At 70.1% G+C, this 16,132-nt stretch carries 16 protein-coding genes; 7 read left to right on the forward strand and 9 right to left on the reverse strand.

All coding sequences use genetic code 11. The features are described 5' to 3' along the window. Positions 1-5 precede the first annotated feature (5 nt). Positions 6-1,577, reverse strand: coding sequence for a tripartite tricarboxylate transporter permease (locus ABD235_RS06595; protein WP_344170960.1), 1,572 nt, complete (start codon positions 1,575-1,577; stop codon positions 6-8). Then, entirely contained in the window at positions 1,574-2,098 is a 525-nt protein-coding gene (locus tag ABD235_RS06600; RefSeq protein WP_344170963.1) for a tripartite tricarboxylate transporter TctB family protein, read from the reverse strand. The genes ABD235_RS06595 and ABD235_RS06600 overlap by 4 nt, the downstream gene beginning before the upstream one ends. A 94-nt stretch (positions 2,099-2,192) precedes the next feature. Between ABD235_RS06600 and ABD235_RS06605 the strand changes: the two genes are divergently transcribed. Next, positions 2,193-3,374: an RNA-guided endonuclease InsQ/TnpB family protein gene (locus ABD235_RS06605; RefSeq protein WP_344170966.1), complete on the forward strand. Its 1,182-nt coding sequence runs from the start codon at positions 2,193-2,195 to the stop codon at positions 3,372-3,374. 35 nt (positions 3,375-3,409) lie between these two features. On the opposite strand, the gene ABD235_RS06610 is transcribed toward ABD235_RS06605, so the two are convergent. Continuing rightward, positions 3,410-4,420: a Bug family tripartite tricarboxylate transporter substrate binding protein gene (locus ABD235_RS06610; protein ID WP_344170969.1), complete on the reverse strand. Its 1,011-nt coding sequence runs from the start codon at positions 4,418-4,420 to the stop codon at positions 3,410-3,412. A 143-nt stretch (positions 4,421-4,563) separates the two neighbouring features. Between ABD235_RS06610 and ABD235_RS06615 the strand changes: the two genes are divergently transcribed. From ABD235_RS06615 to ABD235_RS06625, 3 genes are read left to right on the forward strand one after another with little or no spacing between them, the layout of a single operon-like run. Further along, positions 4,564-5,358: an IclR family transcriptional regulator gene (locus ABD235_RS06615; protein ID WP_344170972.1), complete on the forward strand. Its 795-nt coding sequence runs from the start codon at positions 4,564-4,566 to the stop codon at positions 5,356-5,358. Then, positions 5,348-6,649 (forward strand): CaiB/BaiF CoA transferase family protein, encoded by a 1,302-nt coding sequence (locus tag ABD235_RS06620; protein ID WP_344170975.1) that lies wholly within the window; start codon positions 5,348-5,350, stop codon positions 6,647-6,649. The genes ABD235_RS06615 and ABD235_RS06620 overlap by 11 nt, the downstream gene beginning before the upstream one ends. Then, on the forward strand, positions 6,646-7,446 hold the full coding sequence (locus ABD235_RS06625; RefSeq protein ID WP_344170978.1) for a citryl-CoA lyase: 801 nt from the start codon (positions 6,646-6,648) through the stop codon (positions 7,444-7,446). The genes ABD235_RS06620 and ABD235_RS06625 overlap by 4 nt, the downstream gene beginning before the upstream one ends. On the opposite strand, the gene ABD235_RS06630 is transcribed toward ABD235_RS06625, so the two are convergent. From ABD235_RS06630 to ABD235_RS06645, 4 genes are all read right to left on the reverse strand, one after another. Further along, on the reverse strand, positions 7,415-8,914 hold the full coding sequence (locus tag ABD235_RS06630) for an AMP-binding protein (RefSeq protein WP_344170981.1): 1,500 nt from the start codon (positions 8,912-8,914) through the stop codon (positions 7,415-7,417). The two genes, ABD235_RS06625 and ABD235_RS06630, sit on opposite strands and share 32 nt — an antisense overlap. A 128-nt stretch (positions 8,915-9,042) precedes the next feature. After that, positions 9,043-9,219, reverse strand: coding sequence for a hypothetical protein (locus ABD235_RS06635; protein WP_344170984.1), 177 nt, complete (start codon positions 9,217-9,219; stop codon positions 9,043-9,045). Between the two features lie 14 nt (positions 9,220-9,233). Further along, on the reverse strand, positions 9,234-9,917 hold the full coding sequence (locus ABD235_RS06640) for an SDR family NAD(P)-dependent oxidoreductase (protein WP_344170987.1): 684 nt from the start codon (positions 9,915-9,917) through the stop codon (positions 9,234-9,236). A 16-nt stretch (positions 9,918-9,933) separates the two neighbouring features. Further along, on the reverse strand, positions 9,934-10,731 hold the full coding sequence (locus ABD235_RS06645; RefSeq protein ID WP_344170990.1) for an alpha/beta fold hydrolase: 798 nt from the start codon (positions 10,729-10,731) through the stop codon (positions 9,934-9,936). A 41-nt stretch (positions 10,732-10,772) separates the two neighbouring features. Between ABD235_RS06645 and ABD235_RS06650 the strand changes: the two genes are divergently transcribed. Continuing rightward, entirely contained in the window at positions 10,773-11,900 is a 1,128-nt protein-coding gene (locus tag ABD235_RS06650) for a M24 family metallopeptidase (protein ID WP_344170993.1), read from the forward strand. Here ABD235_RS06650 and ABD235_RS06655 read toward each other — a convergent pair. Then, positions 11,897-12,871 carry a GlxA family transcriptional regulator gene (locus tag ABD235_RS06655; protein WP_344170996.1) on the reverse strand — a complete coding sequence of 325 codons (975 nt, stop codon included), beginning with the start codon at positions 12,869-12,871 and terminating at the stop codon, positions 11,897-11,899. The two genes, ABD235_RS06650 and ABD235_RS06655, sit on opposite strands and share 4 nt — an antisense overlap. A gap of 71 nt (positions 12,872-12,942) precedes the next feature. Between ABD235_RS06655 and ABD235_RS06660 the strand changes: the two genes are divergently transcribed. Then, positions 12,943-14,217 (forward strand): MFS transporter, encoded by a 1,275-nt coding sequence (locus ABD235_RS06660; RefSeq protein WP_344170999.1) that lies wholly within the window; start codon positions 12,943-12,945, stop codon positions 14,215-14,217. Between the two features lie 47 nt (positions 14,218-14,264). Continuing rightward, the gene (gene soxR / locus ABD235_RS06665) at positions 14,265-14,771 is read left to right on the forward strand and encodes a redox-sensitive transcriptional activator SoxR (RefSeq protein ID WP_344171002.1); all 507 of its coding nucleotides are present in this window, start codon (positions 14,265-14,267) and stop codon (positions 14,769-14,771) included. Here the strand turns inward: soxR and ABD235_RS06670 are convergent. After that, positions 14,768-16,132, reverse strand: coding sequence for an 8-oxoguanine deaminase (locus tag ABD235_RS06670; RefSeq protein ID WP_344171005.1), 1,365 nt, complete (start codon positions 16,130-16,132; stop codon positions 14,768-14,770). The two genes, soxR and ABD235_RS06670, sit on opposite strands and share 4 nt — an antisense overlap.

The following is a 16,132-nucleotide window of genomic DNA, read 5'->3' on the forward strand; positions in this document are numbered from 1 at the left end:
GCCGATCAGTCGTCCTCGCCGAAGGTCAGGCGGTCGCGGGTGGGCTGCGTGCCGCGGACGCGGGCGACCAGCCGCGGCAGGTACGGCACGAACAACGCGAGCACGGTCAGCACGATGATGATCAGGCTGAGCGGCCGGGTGAAGAACACGCTCGCGTCGCCGTTGGAGATCACCAGCGCCCGCCGGAACTGCTCCTCCATCGTCGGGCCGAGGATCACGCCGAGGATCACCGGCGCGATCGGGAAGTCGAGCTTGCGCATGAAGAAGCCGACCACGCCGATCAGCAGCGCCATCAGCACCTCGTAGCCCGAGCCGGACAGTGAGTAGACGCCGAGGCAGGCGAAGACCAGGATCCCGGCGTACAGCAACGGCCGCGGGACCTTCAGCACCTGGACCCAGATCTGGATCAGCGGCAGGTTCATGATCAGCAGGATCAGGTTGCCGATGTACAGCGACGCGATCAGCGTCCAGACCAGCGTGCCCTGGTCCTCGAACAGCTGCGGCCCGGGCTGCACGTTGAAGATCTGGAACGCCGCGAGCATCACCGCGGCGGTCGCCGACGTCGGCAGGCCGAGCGTGAGCAGCGGTACCAGGACGCCGGAGAACGACGCGTTGTTGGCCGCCTCGGGCCCGGCCACGCCCTCGATCGCGCCGTCGCCGAACTCGTCGGGGTGCCGGCGCCCAGCCTTCTTCGCGCGCCGCTTCTCGATCGTGTACGACAGGAAGGTCGGTACTTCGGCGCCGCCGGACGGGATCGCGCCGAACGGGAAGCCCAGCGCCGTACCGCGCAGCCACGGCGCCCAGGAGCGCTTCCAGTCGGACTTGTTCAGGTACCCGGTCCGCAGCCGGCCCTTCTCGAGCACGGCCGGGCGGTCCGGCGTACTGCGCAACTTCGACGCGACGTGGAGGGTCTCGCCGATCGCGAACAAGCCGACGATCACGATCACCACGTCGACGCCGTCGAGCAGCCGGAGCGTGCCGAAGGTGTACCGCTGGGCGCCGGAGAGGCTGTCGAGTCCGATCAACCCGATGAAGAGGCCAACCGTGAGCGAGAGCAGTCCGCGGACGAGCGAGTGCCCGACCAGCGCGGTGACGGCAACCATCGCGAGCAGCGTGATCGCGAAGTAGTCGGTCGCCTGGAACTGGCTGGCCAGGTTGCCGATCGGTTTGGCCACGAAGGTCAGCAGCACGGTCGAGATCGTGCCGGCCACGAACGACCCGATCGCGGCCGTCGCCAGCGCGGCGCGGGCCCGGCCCTTGAGCGCCATCTTGTGGCCCTCGATCGCGGTCGCGACCGAGGCGGACTCGCCAGGGGTGTTGATCAGGATCGACGTGGTCGAGCCGCCGTACATCGCGCCGTAGTAGATCCCGGCGAACATGATGAACGCGCCGATCGGGTCGGAGAAGTTGAAGGTGATCGGCAGCAGCAGCGCGATGGTCAGCGCCGGGCCGATCCCGGGCAGGATCCCGACGAGCATGCCGAGCGTGACGCCGAGCACGGCCCAGAGCAGGTTCATCGGGTCGAGCACGGTGCCGAAACCGTGCATCAGGTCGCCGAAGACGGCAAGTGAGATCACAGGCCGAGCACCCCTTCCGGCAGCGAGATGTCCAGGAACTGCGTGAACGCGATGTAGACGACGACCGCCAGTACGACGGCCACGACGATGTCGCGAACGAGCTGGCGACTGCCGAGCACCCGGGCGGCGCCGAAGAACAGCAGTGCGGTCGCGAGCATGTAGCCCAGCGGCACGACGAGGAACGCGTACAGCACGAGCAGCGCCGACAACGCCACCGGCTCGAACCAGCTCCGCTCAGTCAGACCGCCGCCCGCACCCTCGGCTGGGGCTTTCGCCGTACGCGGCGAGCGCAGACCCTCGACCAGGTAACCGATGCTCAGCAACAGCCACGCACTGGTGACCAGCAACGGAAAGAACCGCGGCCCTTGCGGATCAAGGCCCTTCGGACTGCGGATGTCGAACACGCCCACCAGGAACGTCGCGCTCAACACCACCAGGACAACAGCCGCAACAATCCGCACCAACCGCGAGGCCTCGACCTCGACGTCCGAGGCCCGCACCGCTTCGACTTGCTCACTCACGGGGGTCCCTTCCTTCTCACTCACAGGGGGTCCCTTCCTTCGACGAAAACTGTCGGTTCCGACTGGTTGGGTGCTCGGTGTGTCTCGGTTTCGGATGGATCCGACCTCCGCGCAGGAAGCTGCATTGCTGGAGCAGTGCAGGCACGCCCGGTACGTGTGGAACCTGGCGCTCGAGCAGTGGTCGATGTGGACTCGCGACAAGGGCGCGACGCCTGGGTATGTCGAGCAGGCACGGCAGTTGACCGAGGCGCGAGCGGAGGCCGAATGGCTGCGGGCCGGGTCGCAGACCGTGCAGCAGCAGGCTCTCCGAGATTTCGACCAGGCCATCCGAAACTTCTACGCAGCCACCCACGGGCGGCCGACCTGGCGCAAGGCCGGACTGCACGAGGGGTTTCGAATCGTCGGCGGGCAGGCATCCCGGGTGGTGAAGCTCAACCGGAGGTGGGCCAAGGTCAATGTGCCCAAGGTCGGCTGGGTGCGGTTCCGGCTGTCCCGGGCGATACCGAGTGCGAAGTCCTACCGGGTCACTCGCGACCGGATGGGACGCTGGCACCTCGCGTTCGCCGTCATTCCCGAACCGATCCCCGCGCCCGGTACGGGCGACGCTGTCGGGATCGACCTCGGCGTCAGAGTGTCGGCAGCCTTGTCCACAGGAGAGCTCCTGTCGTGCCCCGGGCTGTCGGCGGCCGAACTCGCACGGCTCAAGCAACTGCAGCGCGGCCTCGGCCGTTGCCGACGCGGCTCGAATCGGCGCCGCCGGAAGAAGGACGCGGTCGCGAAGCTGCACGCCCGGGCCGTGGACCGACGTAAGGACTGGGTGGAAAAGACCAGCACCGAACTCGCTGGACGCTTCGATGTCATTCGCGTGGAAGACCTGCGCATCACCCAGCTGACCAGACGCCCGACGCCCATCCCGGACCCCGATCGACCAGGCGCCTACCTCCCGAACGGCCGCCGCGCGAAGGCCGGGCTGAACCGAGCTATTTTGGCCAATGCCTGGGGAATGCTTGTGCGACGCCTGGAGCACAAGGCCGCGGGCAGGGTCGAGAAGGTCAACCCGGCGTACACGTCCCAGACCTGCAGCGCCTGCGGGCACCGCGCACCTGAAAGCCGTGAGAGCCAAGCGGTGTTTCGGTGCGTGGGCTGTGGACGCCGGGCGCACGCGGATGTGAACGCAGCTATCAACATCGCGGCCGGACGGGCCGTCAGCGCACGCCGAGAGATGCCCCGAAGGGCCTCGCCGAAGCGTGAACCTCAACTCGCTACCTCCACGTAGTAGGTGAAATCCCCGTCCACCGGACAGGGAGGACGTCAAACGATCCCCAGCTCCTTCAGAAGGCCTTCCACGCGGGTGGTTTCGTCGGCGATGAACTTCTTCGCCTGGTCGCCGGTCTGGAAGAAGTCGGTCCAGCCCTGCTTCTTGCGGATCTCGTCCCACTCGGGGGAGCTGTTGACCTTGGTGACGAACTCGATCAGGCGTTGGCGGTCGGCCTCGGGGATGTCGGGCGGGGCGACGATCGCGCGCCAGTTCAGCACCTCGGTGTCGTAGCCCTGCGACTTCAGCGTCGGCAGCTGCTTGCCGTCGACGGTCATCGGCTCGGTGCCGGTGGTCGCGAGCACGCGCATCTTGCCGGCGGTGATCTGCTCCTCGAACTCGCTCAGCCCGGAGATCCCGACCGTGACGTCGCCGGACAGGATCGCGGCGGTCGCCTCGCCGCCGCCGGAGTACGAGATGTACTTGACCTTCGACGGGTCCCCGCCGGCGGTCTTCACCAGGACCCCGGCGGCGATGTGGTCGGTGCCGCCGATCGTGCCGCCGCCCCAGCTGACCGACGCCGGGTCGGCCTGGTACTTGTCGACCAGGTCCTTCAGCGACTTCAGCGGGGAGTCGGCCTTCACCACGAACACCTCCTGCTCGGCGGTGATGGTGGCGATCGGCGTCGTGTCGGAGATCGTGATCTTCGACTGGTTCAGGGTCAGCGCGCCGACCATCACCAGGCCGGTGATCATCAGCGTGTGCGGGTCCTTGCGGTTCTTGGTGACCAGCTTCGAGATGCCGACGGCGCCGCCGGCGCCGGTCACGTTCACCACCGACGTCGACCGGCCGGGCAGGAAGTCGTCCTCCTGGACGACGTGCTGGAACTGCCGGGCGGTCAGGTCCCAGCCGCCGCCGGGCGCGGCCGGCACCATGATCTCGACGTTGCGGGACGGGAAGTCGCCCGCCACGCTGCCGCCCTCCAGGGCGGCGCAACCTGTTGTCGCGAGGAAACTCAGCGACAACCCGCCGGCGACGAAGGCCCTGCGGGTAACGGGGCGCGACATGGGGTACCTCCTCAGGCACGCGGGGGGAGGGTGGCCTGGATCACTGGCGACCGTAGCAGCATTCCACCAGGAGGTACAGAGATTCCGTTCTGCGGACCAGCGGGTTATCTTCGAGAGCGGAAGCAACCGGCGAAAGGGACGGCATGACGGACGGTGGGCCTGCTGGGGAGCGTGAGCTGGCCGGCGTACGGAGTGTGCATCGGGCGCTGGATCTGCTGGAGCGCTTCGACGACGAGCACCCGACCTGGACGCTGGCCGAGCTGACCACGGCGAGCAAGTTGCCCAAGACAACGGTACTGCGGCTGGTGACGACGCTGGAGCAGCGCGGGCTGGTCGCCGCGATCGGCCCGGGGCGCTACGCGATCGGCCCGGGCTTCCTGCGCTGGTCGCGGTTGAGCAGCGCGAGCATGGAGATCCCGCCGGCCGTCCGGTCCGCGATGGGCAAGCTGGCCGCCGACACAGGGGAGACGGCCAACCTGTACATCCGGGTCGGGCGGACGCGCGTCTGCCTCGCGCAGGCCCAGGGGACGCTGAGCGTCCGGCACTCGATCGCGGTCGGCTCGGCCCTCCCGCTGTGGGGCGGCGCCGCGTCGAAGGTGCTGCTGAGCGATCCGCCGCTGCTCGCCGCCGACCCGTCGGTGATCGAGGATGTCGCCGGCGAGTCGCCGTACGGGAGCGACTTCCCGAAGAAGCTGCGCGCGGTCGCCGCGGCAACCGGCGAACGCGGGTTCGCGATCACGCACGGAGAGCGTGAGCTCGGTGCTTCCGGAGTGTCCGCGCCGGTCCTTCGCTCGGACGGCCGGGTGGTCGCGGCGGTTGGCATCGGGGGCCCGACCACTCGCTTCAACGAGGAACGCCTGCCGGCGTACGTCCAGGCCGTACGGCGGTGCGCGCGAACGATCAGCTCCACCGGCTGGAGCGGTTTCAGTGCTTCCTGACAGCCCGGGGGCCTGGCCGAGCGAGCGCTCCGCGGCGCCCGAGGGTGCTCGGGGGCCCGGCGCCGACCTCCTGGCCGGCGTACGGGTGCTGGACCTGACGAACGTGCTCGCTGGGCCGTTCGCCGGGTACCAGTTGGGGCTGATGGGCGCCGACGTCGTGAAGATCGAGGTGCCGGGGACCGGTGACCTCGCGCGCAACCTCGGTGGTGATCCCGAGCTGAGCGCACGCGGGCTCGGGATTTCGTTCCTCGCGCAGAACAGCGGGAAGCGCTCTCTCACGCTGGACCTCAAGGCGCCGGCCGGGCGCGAGGTGTTCGAGCGGCTGGTCCGTCAGGCCGACGTACTGCTGGAGAACTTCCGCCCGGGCGTGCTGGAACGCCTCGGCTTCGGCTGGGAGGTGCTGCACGAGTTGAACGACGGGCTCGTCTACTGCGCGGTCTCCGGCTTCGGGCAGACCGGGCCGATGCGCGGGCGCCCGGCGTACGACCAGATCATCCAGGGGCTGTCGGGGATGATGAGCGTGACCGGTACGGCGGAGAGCGCGCCCACGCGGACCGGGTTCCCGATCGCGGACACGCTCGGCGGGTACGCCGCCGCGTTCGCGATCTCGGCCGCGCTGGTGAAGCGCGCCCGCACCGGGCTCGGCAGCTTCCTCGACGTCTCGATGCTGGAGACCGCCGTCGCCGCGATGGGCTGGGTGGTCTCCGACTACCTGGTCGCCGGCCGCGAACCACGGGCCATGGGCAACGAAAACGCGACCTCCGCGCCGTCGGGCACCTTCGCCACGGCCGACGGCGCGCTCAACATCGCGGCCAACAAGCAGGAGCAGTACGTCGAGCTGTGCACGGTCCTCGGCCGCCCCGAACTGATCACCGACGCCCGCTTCGCCACCCGCGAGGCGCGCAAGCAGCACCGCGCGGAGCTGAAGACCGAGTTGGAGATCACGCTCGGAGAGCGCTCCGCGGTCGAGTGGGACGCGCTGCTGGAACGTTCCGGCGTACCAGTGGCTCCGGTGCTGACCGTTCCGCAGGCGCTGGCGCTGGATCAGGTCGCTCAACGCAGCCTGCTGCACGAGGTCTCGATGCCGACCGGCGCGGGGTCCTCAGATGCAGGGACGCCGGTCGGAGAGCGCTCTCTGCGCGTTCTCGGCAGCAGCGTTCATGTCGACGGGCAGCCAGTCGGTCCGATCGGTCGGCCGCCGGAGCTGGGTGAGCACGTCGACGACGTACTGGCCGAGATCGGGTACACCGCGGAGGAGATCGCGGACCTGCGAGCACAAGGAGTCGTATGAGTGAGTCGGTAGGGGACTGGTGGTCCACCGCGATCACCGACATCCAGCCGGGCGTCATCCGCTTACGCGGGTACGCCGTCGAGGAGCTGATCGGCGCGGTCAGCTACCCGCAGATGGTCTGGCTGATGACCCGCGGCGAGCTCCCGTCGGACGCCGAGGCTAAGCTCCTCGAACTCACCTTGGTCGCCGCCGTCGACCACGGCCCCCAGGCCCCGTCGATCGCCGCCACCCGCATGGCGACGTCCTGCGGCCTCGAGCTCAACAACGCGATGGCCACCGGCGTCAACCTGCTCGGCGACGTCCACGGCGGCGCCGGCCAGCAATGCCTCGAGGTCCTCCTCCAGCTCCGCGAGTCCGGCAAGCCCCCGGAGGACGCCGCCCGCGAACTGGTTGCCGACTACAAGCACCGCAAGGCCTTCATCCCCGGCTTCGGTCACCGCTGGCATCCCCGCGACCCCCGCCGCGATCCGCTGATCACGGCCCTCGAGCAGGCCACCGAGGCCGGCACAGTCACCGGCGACTACCTGACCCTCTCCCTGGCCCTGGAAAAAGTCCTTGCCGAAGGCACCAAACCCGTTCCGATGAACGTCGACGGCGCCACCGCGGCGATCTACGCGGAACTCGGCTTCGCCCCCGAGCTCGCCCGCGGACTGTTCGTGCTCTCCCGCTCGGTCGGCCTGCTGGCCCACGCCTGGGAGCAGCACCAGGAGCCGACCCGCATCAAAGGGCCACTCCCCAAGGGCATCAGCCCGACGTACACGGGCCCTAGCCCTCGCTCGCTCCCAGATCCCGCTTGAGAACCTTGCCGGTTGCGGTGCGGGGTAGTTCGTCCACCACGACGATCTCCCGGGGCGCCTTGTAGCGGGCGAGGTTGGCTCGTACGTGGTCGATCAACTCGTCCGGCGTCGCGTCGTCCGCGAGTACGACGTACGCGATCAAGCGCTGGCCGAAGTCCTCGTCCGGTACGCCGATCGCCGCGGCGTCGCGGACCGACGGGTGGGTGAGCAGGCAGTCCTCGACCTCGCCCGGGTACACGTTCTCGCCGCCGGAGACGATCATGTCGTCCTCGCGGCCGTCGACGAACAGGCGGCCGCGGGCGTCCAGGTGCCCGAGGTCGCCGGTGCTCATCCGGCCGTCGACGACGGTCTTGGTACTGCCGTCGGAGTACCCGCCGAAGACCAGCCCGCCGCCGGCGAAGATGCGGCCGGTCTCGCCGGTGGGCACCGGGCGGTCGTCGGGGCCGAGGATGCGGACCGAGCTGCCGAGGCACGGGCGTCCGACCGTGCCCGGCGCCGCGAGCAGATCGGCGGACGACGCGATCGTCGCGATGCCGATCTCGCTCGACCCGTACGCGTCGCACAGCACCGGACCGAACTGCGTGATGAAGCGCTCGGCCAGCGAGGGCGAGAGCGCGGACGCGCCGGAGATCACCGCGCGCAGCGACGTGACGTCGTACCGGGCGAGCTCGCCGGGTTCCAGCTCGAGGATGCGTTGGAGCATGACCGGTACGGCGACTATCGAGCCGGCGCGCGTGGACTCGATCGAGGCGAGGGTCGCGGCGGCGTCGTACCGGCGGGCGAGGACGAGCGGCGAGCCGAGGAAGAGCGCGAGCATCGAGTTCAGCAGGCCGAGGCCGTGGAACAGCGGCGGGCAGATCAGCATGGGCTCGCCGGCGCGGAGGCCGAAGCGCTGCAGGGCCGACGCCGTCAGTCCCGCCAGACCGAGCGCGGTCGGCGCGCGGGGAGCCGCCTTCGGCGTACCGGTCGTTCCCGAGGTGAGGATCGTGATGTGCCCCGGGCGATCCGGCGCCGGCGGAGCGGGCGCTCGAGCCGCCGCCAGATCGTCGAGTCCACTACCGTCCTCCTGCCAACCCAGCACGGCCGGTACGTCGGTCTCGATCACGAACTCCTCGTCGTGCACGAGCAGGTCCGGCCGATGCTTCTCCAGTACGCCGGCCACCTGCGGCGCCGCGAACTCGGTGTTCACGAACAGCACGTCGGCCCCCAGCCGCGAAGCCGCCAGCGTCGCGGCCAGGAAGTACCGGTGGTTCCGGCACATCACCGCAACCTTGCCCCCAGCAACAATCCCGTACTCCGCGTGCATCCCCGCCGCGATCGCCGCGACCCACACGTCCAGCTCGCGGTAAGTCAACTGCCCCCGCTCGTCGATCACCCCCGCCCGCTCCGGAAACCGAAGCGCAGCAATCGCCCCCAGCGCCGCCATCGACTGCCCCCACCGCCGCAGCGCCCGCTCGATGCCCGGCACCTGTAAGGGCCCCGCCGCCCGCCAAACCCCCGACCGAGCCAACGCGAGCGAAACCCCACCCACCTCAACGGCCCCGCGAACCAGCCACTCCGGCATCCGCGAAGGCCCAACAGGCCGAACTGGCGGCCTCACGGCGTGCGCTTTCTCGCGTTGCCGCGCCGGAAGTACTGTTCGAACAGGCGATCGGTCGGCACGCGCAAGAGGTTGCCGAGAGCATCCGCCGGGCGGACCAGCGGCGGGGTGATGTTGTGCGGGCGATCAGCCACCGCTCGGCAGACCTGGTCAGCCGCCTGCTCGGGGGTCAAGCCCGGCAGGCTGTTCAGTAGCGGGTGGGCTCGCTCATGCGGGTGTGGACGAGGCCCATGTACACCGTCGACGTGGTGACGCCGTCGTGGCGTAGCTCCTGGGAGATGCAGCGGAGCCACACGTCGAACGCGCTCTTCGAGGCCAGGTACGCCGACCAGCGCGCCATCGGGGGAGTTCGTACGCCGGCTGTCGACACGTTCACGATGTGGCCGGCGCCTCGCTCTCGCATCGACGGGAGAAGTTCGAGGACGAGCTTGGCTGGGCCCAGGTAGTTGACCGAGTTGGTGCGTTCGATGTCGTGGAAGCGCTGGTACGAGTCGGCGATCGAGCGGCGGATCGACTTGCCCGCGTTGCTGACCAGGACGTCGACCCGGCCGTGGTCGCGCAGTACGTCGGCGACCAGTTGCTCGATGGCCGCCGGGTCGGACAGGTTCGTCGGGTAGGAGAACGCCTGGCCGCCCGAAGCCCTGATGCCGGAGGCAACCACGTCGAGTTGCTCGGCCGTCCGGGCGACGAGCAGCACGACAGCGCCCGCCGCGGCCAGGCGCCGGGCCGTCGCCTCGCCGATCCCGTACGACGAACCGGTCACGAGCACGACCTTGTCCCGTACGGCGGCGCGCAGCCGGGCGTCCGGGACCCCGCTCCGCCCGTTGATCAAGGCGACGAGCAGCGGCCATCCCGGCGGGCGTTTGTCCATGCCGTCGATATTACTGTCAGGTAGCTTCCAGCGACACCCTCCGCAACCACTCCTGCACATGCGCCGCGAACAGCGCAGGCTGCTCGAGCTGCAGGTTGTGCCCGGCCGCATCCAGTACGACGTACGACGCCCGCGGGTAGTGCGGCAACAGCGCCCACTGGTCGGCGTACCCGGTGGAGGAATCCTGCCGCCCGCACAGGATCAGCGTCGGCCGCTCGTACGCCGGTCCGCTCTCCGGCGCTGTCGAGAGCGTCCAGTTCTTCCGGATCCGCGCCATCGCCTCGGCGTCGGCCGCCGCCAGCCCCGGCGCCACGTCGCTCAGGAAGGCGCGCAACGTCTCCGGCGTCTGCACGACCGCGATCTCGCGATAGTCCTCGGCGATCCGCGCGTCCAGTCCGTCGAGCAGCCCAGGCGTCGACTGCAGGACGACGTGCTCGGGCACGGTTCGAGAAGCGTTCTCGACCGCCACCCCGATCGGACAGATCAGCCCGAGCCCCAGCACCTGCTCCGGCCGCCGCGCGGCCACAGTGCGCGCCAGGTACCCGCCGTACGACTCGCCGACCAGCAGGAACGGCTCGTCGCCGATCGTCTCGTCGACGAACGACAGCAGCGCATCCAGCACCCCGTCCGAGCTGTCGATCGCGCCCGCCGGACTGCGGCCCATACCGGGCAGATCCGGGTAGATCCGCCGGTACCCGGGCAGGTCGGCGAACACCGGCTCGAGGCAGCCGGTCATCAAGCGGTGGTCGGGGGTCCAGCCGTGAACGGCCAGGACCGGGGTGCCCTCGCCGTGGCTGACGTGATGGAGTGCCATGGCGGTAGTTCTAACAGGGCCCGCCGACATAGTGTCGGGGCATGAGTCGTCGATCGTTGCATCAGTCAGCTCCGGACGCCGGAGTGCTCAGGAAGCGGTTGGAGCGGGCGCAGCAAGTCGCTGCGGGGACCGGTCTGGTGATCGCGCCGGGCTCGGACCTGCGGTACCTGATCGGCCAGGGCGGCGGCTCGTTCGAGCGGCTGACCGCGCTCGTCGTACCGGCTCAAGGAGCGCCGGCGCTCGTCGTACCGAAGCTGGAAGCACCGGGGTACGCCGATGTGCCGCTCGCCGAGCTGGGTGTGGACGTCCTGACCTGGGTCGACGGCGACGACCCGTACGCGCTCGTCGGCGATCGGCTGGGCAAGCCGGAGCAGGTTGCGGTCAGCGACTTCGCGATCGCCCTGCACGTGCTCGCCCTGCGGCAGGCGATGCCGGCAGCCGAGCAGGTGCTCGCCGGGCCGATCGTGCGCGAACTGCGAATGCGCAAGGACGCGACCGAGATCGCCGAGCTGCGCGCGGCCGGTGCGGCCATCGACCGGGTGCACGCGCGGGTCCCGGAGTTCCTCCGTGCGGGCCGGACCGAGGCCGAGGTCGGCGAGGACATCACCAGAGCGATCGTCGAGGAAGGGCACGTCAACGCGGACTTCGTGATCGTCGGCAGCGGCCCGAACGGCGCCAGCCCGCACCACGACGTGTCCGACCGCGTGATCGAGGCCGGCGACGTGGTGGTGGTCGACATCGGCGGGCCGTTGCCGTCGGGCTTCAACTCCGACTCCACTCGCACCTACGCGGTCGGTGAGCCCCGGGACGGCGATGTGCGCGAGACGTACGCCGTACTGCAGGAAGCGCAGCAGGCCGCCGTCGACGCTGTCCGGCCCGGGGTGACCGCCGAGTCGATCGATGCCGCGGCCCGCGAGGTGATCGTGGCCGCCGGGTTCGGCGACTACTTCATCCACCGGACCGGGCACGGGATCGGACTGGACGTGCACGAGGAGCCGTACATCGTCGCGGGCAACCAGTTGCTGCTGGAGCCCGGCATGGCCTTCAGCGTCGAGCCGGGCATCTACCAGCCGGGCCGTTGGGGTGCGCGGATCGAGGACATCGTCATCGTCACCGACGACGGCGTGGAGCCGGTCAACCAGCGTCCGCACGAGCTCCTGGTCGTCTAGGCCGCCCGGAACGTCTTCCGGTAGGCCAGCGGCGAGACGCCGAGCGTGCCGCGCAGGTGGTGGCGCAGCGAGGCCGACGTACCGAGCCCTGCCGCTTCAGCGATCCGGTCCACGGTCAGGTCGGTCGTCTCCAGCAGGTGACACGCGTGCCGGATCCGCTGCTGCAGCAGCCAGGTGCCAGGGGATTGGCCGGTCTCGGCCTTGAAGCGCCGGCTGAACGTGCGCACACTCATCCGCGCGTACGACGCCATGTCGGCCAGGCTGATCTCCTGGTCGAGGCGCTCGAGTGCCCACACCCTGGTCGGCCCGGTCCCGTCGCTGCCCTCGTCCGGGATCACCCGCTCGATGAATTGCGACTGGCCGCCGTCACGCCACGGCGGTACGACGCAGTGCCGCGCCGCGCGGTTGGCCACCTCGCTGCCGAAGTCGCTGCGGACGAGGTGCAGGCACAGGTCGACCCCGGCGCCGAGTCCGGCCGAGGTGAGCACGTCGCCGTCGTCGATGAACAGCAGGTCCTCGTCGAGCTTCACCTGCGGGTAGAGCGACCGGAACAGCTCCGCGCGGATCCAGTGGGTCGTCGCGGGCCGGCCGTCGAGGAGCCCAGCGGCGGCGAGAACGAACGCGCCGGTGCAGATCGAGGCGATCCGGGTGCCGGGCCGGATCAGCGCGAGCGCCTCGGCGACGTCGTCCGGCAGCGTGCCGGTCTGTCGCGCTTCGGGCAGGTAGGTGCCCGGGATGATCACGGTGTCCGCCTCGGCCAGTGCCTCGGCGCCGTGGTCGGGGACGATCGTGAAACCGGCGGAGGCCCGGACGGGCTCGGCGCGGACGCCGCAGACCTTCACGTCGTACAGCCGCGTGCCGTCGGCCCGGGTGGCGTTGCCGAAGATCGTCGACGGGATGGTCAGGTCGAAGCCGACGACGGGGTCCAGGGCCAGTACGGCGATCCGGTGTGGTCTGCCAGCAAGAGCCATGGCCATATCTTGACACATGGTGGCGGTCAGGCCACTGGTTTGGCGGTCGGGCGGTGCTCATACTCGGCTGGGTGACCGAGATCCTGGAGAAGAAGACGTACCGGCTGCACCGCGCCTGGCCGGTCGCCGCCGTCGGTTTTGTCACGCTGATCGGGGCCGCCGGCTTCCGGTCGGTGCCCGGCGTACTGCTCGACCCGCTGCACGAGGAGTTCGGCTGGTCGCACGCGACGATCTCGGCGGCGGTCTCGATCAACCTGCTGCTCTACGGCCTGATCTCGCCGTTCGCCGCCGCGCTGATGGACCGGCTCGGCCTGCGCAAGGTGGTCAGCGGCGCGTTGGTGCTGATCGCGCTCGGCAGTGGGCTGACGATCTTCATGGACTCGTCCTGGCAGCTGCTGCTGTGCTGGGGACTGCTGGTCGGCGTCGGGACCGGGTCGATGTCGATGACGTTCGTCGCGACGATCACCGGACGCTGGTTCGTGGAGCGGCGTGGGCTGGTCACCGGCATCCTGACTGCTGCTGGTGCGACCGGTCAGCTGGTGTTCCTGCCGCTGATCGCGGCGCTGGCGACGTCGTACGGGTGGCGGGTGCCCGCACTGGTCGCGGCCGGCGCCGCGCTGGCCGTCGTACCGCTGGTGCTGCTGTTCCTGCGGGACTACCCGAGCGACGTCGGACTGCGCGCGTACGGCGCTCCGGAGGGAAGCCTGGCCGGGCAGCGGGTGACGACGACCGGCAGCAGCGCGATGCGAGCGCTGACCGCGCTGCGGGACGCGTCGAAGCGTCCGGCGTTCTGGATGCTGGCGGGTGGGTTCGCGATCTGCGGCGCGTCGACGAACGGGCTGATCGGTACGCACTTCGTCACCGCCGCGCACGACCACGGGATGCCGGTGACGACCGCCGCGTCGCTGCTGGCGCTGGTCGGGGTGTTCGACGTGGGCGGGACGATCATCTCGGGCTGGCTGACCGACCGGTGGGACCCGCGGTACCTACTGATCGCGTACTACTCGCTGCGCGGGCTGTCGCTGCTGGTGCTGCCGTCGCTGCTCGGGCCGACCGCGCAGCCGAGCGTATGGGTGTTCATCATCTTCTACGGGCTGGACTGGGTGGCGACCGTGCCGCCGACGGTCGCGCTGTGCCGCGAGTGGTTCGGCGTCGACGGGCCGATCGTGTTCGGCTGGGTGTTCGCGTCGCACCAGGTGGGCGCTGCGCTCGCGGCGACCGGCGCGGGTGCGATCCGGGACGTGCAGGGAAGCTACAACCTCGCCTGGTACCTCGCCGGTGGGCTGTGTGCCGCCGCGGCGTTGATGTCCGCAAGCATCGGGCGGCGGCTGGTGGTCCCGACCTGATCGGTTAGCCTCGACTTTAGTTGAGGTTGGACCGGAGGGAGTGGGCCGTGGACATCGAGCCGGGCGAGTTGACCGTCGGACAGCTGTCGGAGCGCAGCGGGGTCGCCGTCTCCGCGCTGCACTTCTACGAGCGCCAGAACCTCATCGTCAGCCGCCGTACGTCGGGCAACCAGCGCCGCTACAAGCGCGACACCCTGCGCCGGGTCGCGCTGATCCGGATCGCCCAGCGCGTCGGCATCCCGCTCGCGGAGGTCGCGGCGATCCTCGCGCTGCTGCCCGACAACCGCACGCCGACCCGCCAGGACTGGGAGCACATCTCCGAGTGCTGGCAGGCCGAGCTGGACCGCCGCATCCTCCAGCTCGAACAACTCCGGGACGACTTCAAGGACTGCGTCGGCTGCGGCTGTCTGTCCCTGGACCGCTGCAGCCTGGCCAACCCGTACGACGTGCTGGCGTCGAACGGGCCTGGGCCCCGACGCCTGGTCGACGAGAAAGGCAACCCACGCCATCCGGAGGCGAGCTGCGCGAGCAACACCTGCGAGGCAACCGCTTAACCGGCTTTTGCCAGCAGGGCCAGTTGAGTTCGGGCGACCTCGGCGGCGACCGCTGATGCGTCGATCGTCACCACCGTGTTCTGTTCGACAACTGCCTTGCCGTTGACCAGCAGCAGTTCCAGCGGCGGAGGTGCGCCCAACACGAGCGCAGCCACCGGATCGGCGATCCCGGCGTGGGGGAGCGTGTCCAAACGCCACAGCGCGAGATCAGCCAGCTTGCCGGTCTCGATCGAACCGATCTCGTCCTCCCGGCCCAGCAACCGAGCACCTCCCAGCGTCGCCAGCTCCAGCGCAGCGCGAACGCCGAGTGCCTCCGGCCCGCCGCGGGCGCGCGCGAAGAGGACGGCGTGTCGGACCTCCTCGAGCAGGCTCCCGGCTTCGTTGCTGGCGGCACCATCCACGCCGAGGCCCACGGGAGCGCCCGCGGCCCGGAGGTCGGCGACCCGGGCGATGCCGGCGCCCAGGCGAGCGTTCGAGCTGGGGCAGTGGGCGACCCCGGTGCCGGTCCGGCCGAGCTGCTTGATCTCGGTATCGGTGAAGTGGATGCCGTGCGCGAACCACACGTCGGGTCCGATCCAGTCGACGGACTCGGCGTACTCGGACGGCGTCCAGCCGAACCGCTCGGCACACCAGTCGACCTCGTCGGCGGTCTCGGCAAGATGCGTGTGCAGCCGGACGCCTCGACGCCGGGCGAGCGCGGCCGCCTCACGCATCAGCTCGCCGGTGACGCTGAACGGTGAGCACGGCGCAACGGCGATCCGCAGCATCGACCCCGGCGACGGATCGTGCCACCGATCGATCGCGGCCTCGGTGGCCGCCAGGATCTCGTCACGATCCTGGACGACGGAGTCGGGCGGCAGCCCGCCGTTCTTCTCGCTGAGGTCCATCGACCCCCGCGCCGGGTGGAACCGCAGTCCCACCTCGGCAGCGGCTCGGATCTCGGCGCCGAGCAGGTCGCCGCCGCCGCGCGGGAACACGTAGTGGTGATCAGCGGCCGTCGTGCACCCGGTCAGCGCGAGCTGCGCGAGCGCACCTTGCGCGGCGACGTGGACCGACTGCTCGTCGATCCCCGCCCACGCCGGGTACAGCGTCGTCAGCCACCGGAACAACCCGGCGTCCGGCACCAGCCCGCGCGTCACCCACTGGTACAGGTGCTGATGCGTGTTGACGAACCCGGGCGTGAGCAGGCACCCCCGCCCGTCCACCACCCGAGCCCCCTCGTACGCCGGTGCGGGACCAGGGCCGACAGCAACCACAGTGCTGCCGTCGACAACAACATGGCCGACGAACTCCCGCCGGCCCGGATCGAGGGTGATCACGGTCGCGTTCTCGATCACGACCGCGCCGCGCTGCTCACTCAT

The sequence above is a fragment of the Kribbella lupini genome (genome assembly GCF_039529595.1).
Lineage (GTDB): Bacteria > Actinomycetota > Actinomycetes > Propionibacteriales > Kribbellaceae > Kribbella > Kribbella lupini.

Coding starts and splice junctions, on each gene's coding strand:
- ABD235_RS06605 (WP_344170966.1), top strand. CDS start 2,193: ATGGATCCGACCTCCGCGCAGGAAGCTGCATTGCTGGAGCAGTGCAGG.
- ABD235_RS06610 (WP_344170969.1), bottom strand. CDS start 4,420: ATGTCGCGCCCCGTTACCCGCAGGGCCTTCGTCGCCGGCGGGTTGTCG.
- ABD235_RS06615 (WP_344170972.1), top strand. CDS start 4,564: ATGACGGACGGTGGGCCTGCTGGGGAGCGTGAGCTGGCCGGCGTACGG.
- ABD235_RS06625 (WP_344170978.1), top strand. CDS start 6,646: ATGAGTGAGTCGGTAGGGGACTGGTGGTCCACCGCGATCACCGACATC.
- ABD235_RS06640 (WP_344170987.1), bottom strand. CDS start 9,917: ATGGACAAACGCCCGCCGGGATGGCCGCTGCTCGTCGCCTTGATCAAC.
- ABD235_RS06645 (WP_344170990.1), bottom strand. CDS start 10,731: ATGGCACTCCATCACGTCAGCCACGGCGAGGGCACCCCGGTCCTGGCC.
- ABD235_RS06650 (WP_344170993.1), top strand. CDS start 10,773: ATGAGTCGTCGATCGTTGCATCAGTCAGCTCCGGACGCCGGAGTGCTC.
- ABD235_RS06655 (WP_344170996.1), bottom strand. CDS start 12,871: ATGGCTCTTGCTGGCAGACCACACCGGATCGCCGTACTGGCCCTGGAC.
- ABD235_RS06670 (WP_344171005.1), bottom strand. CDS start 16,132: ATGAGTGAGCAGCGCGGCGCGGTCGTGATCGAGAACGCGACCGTGATC.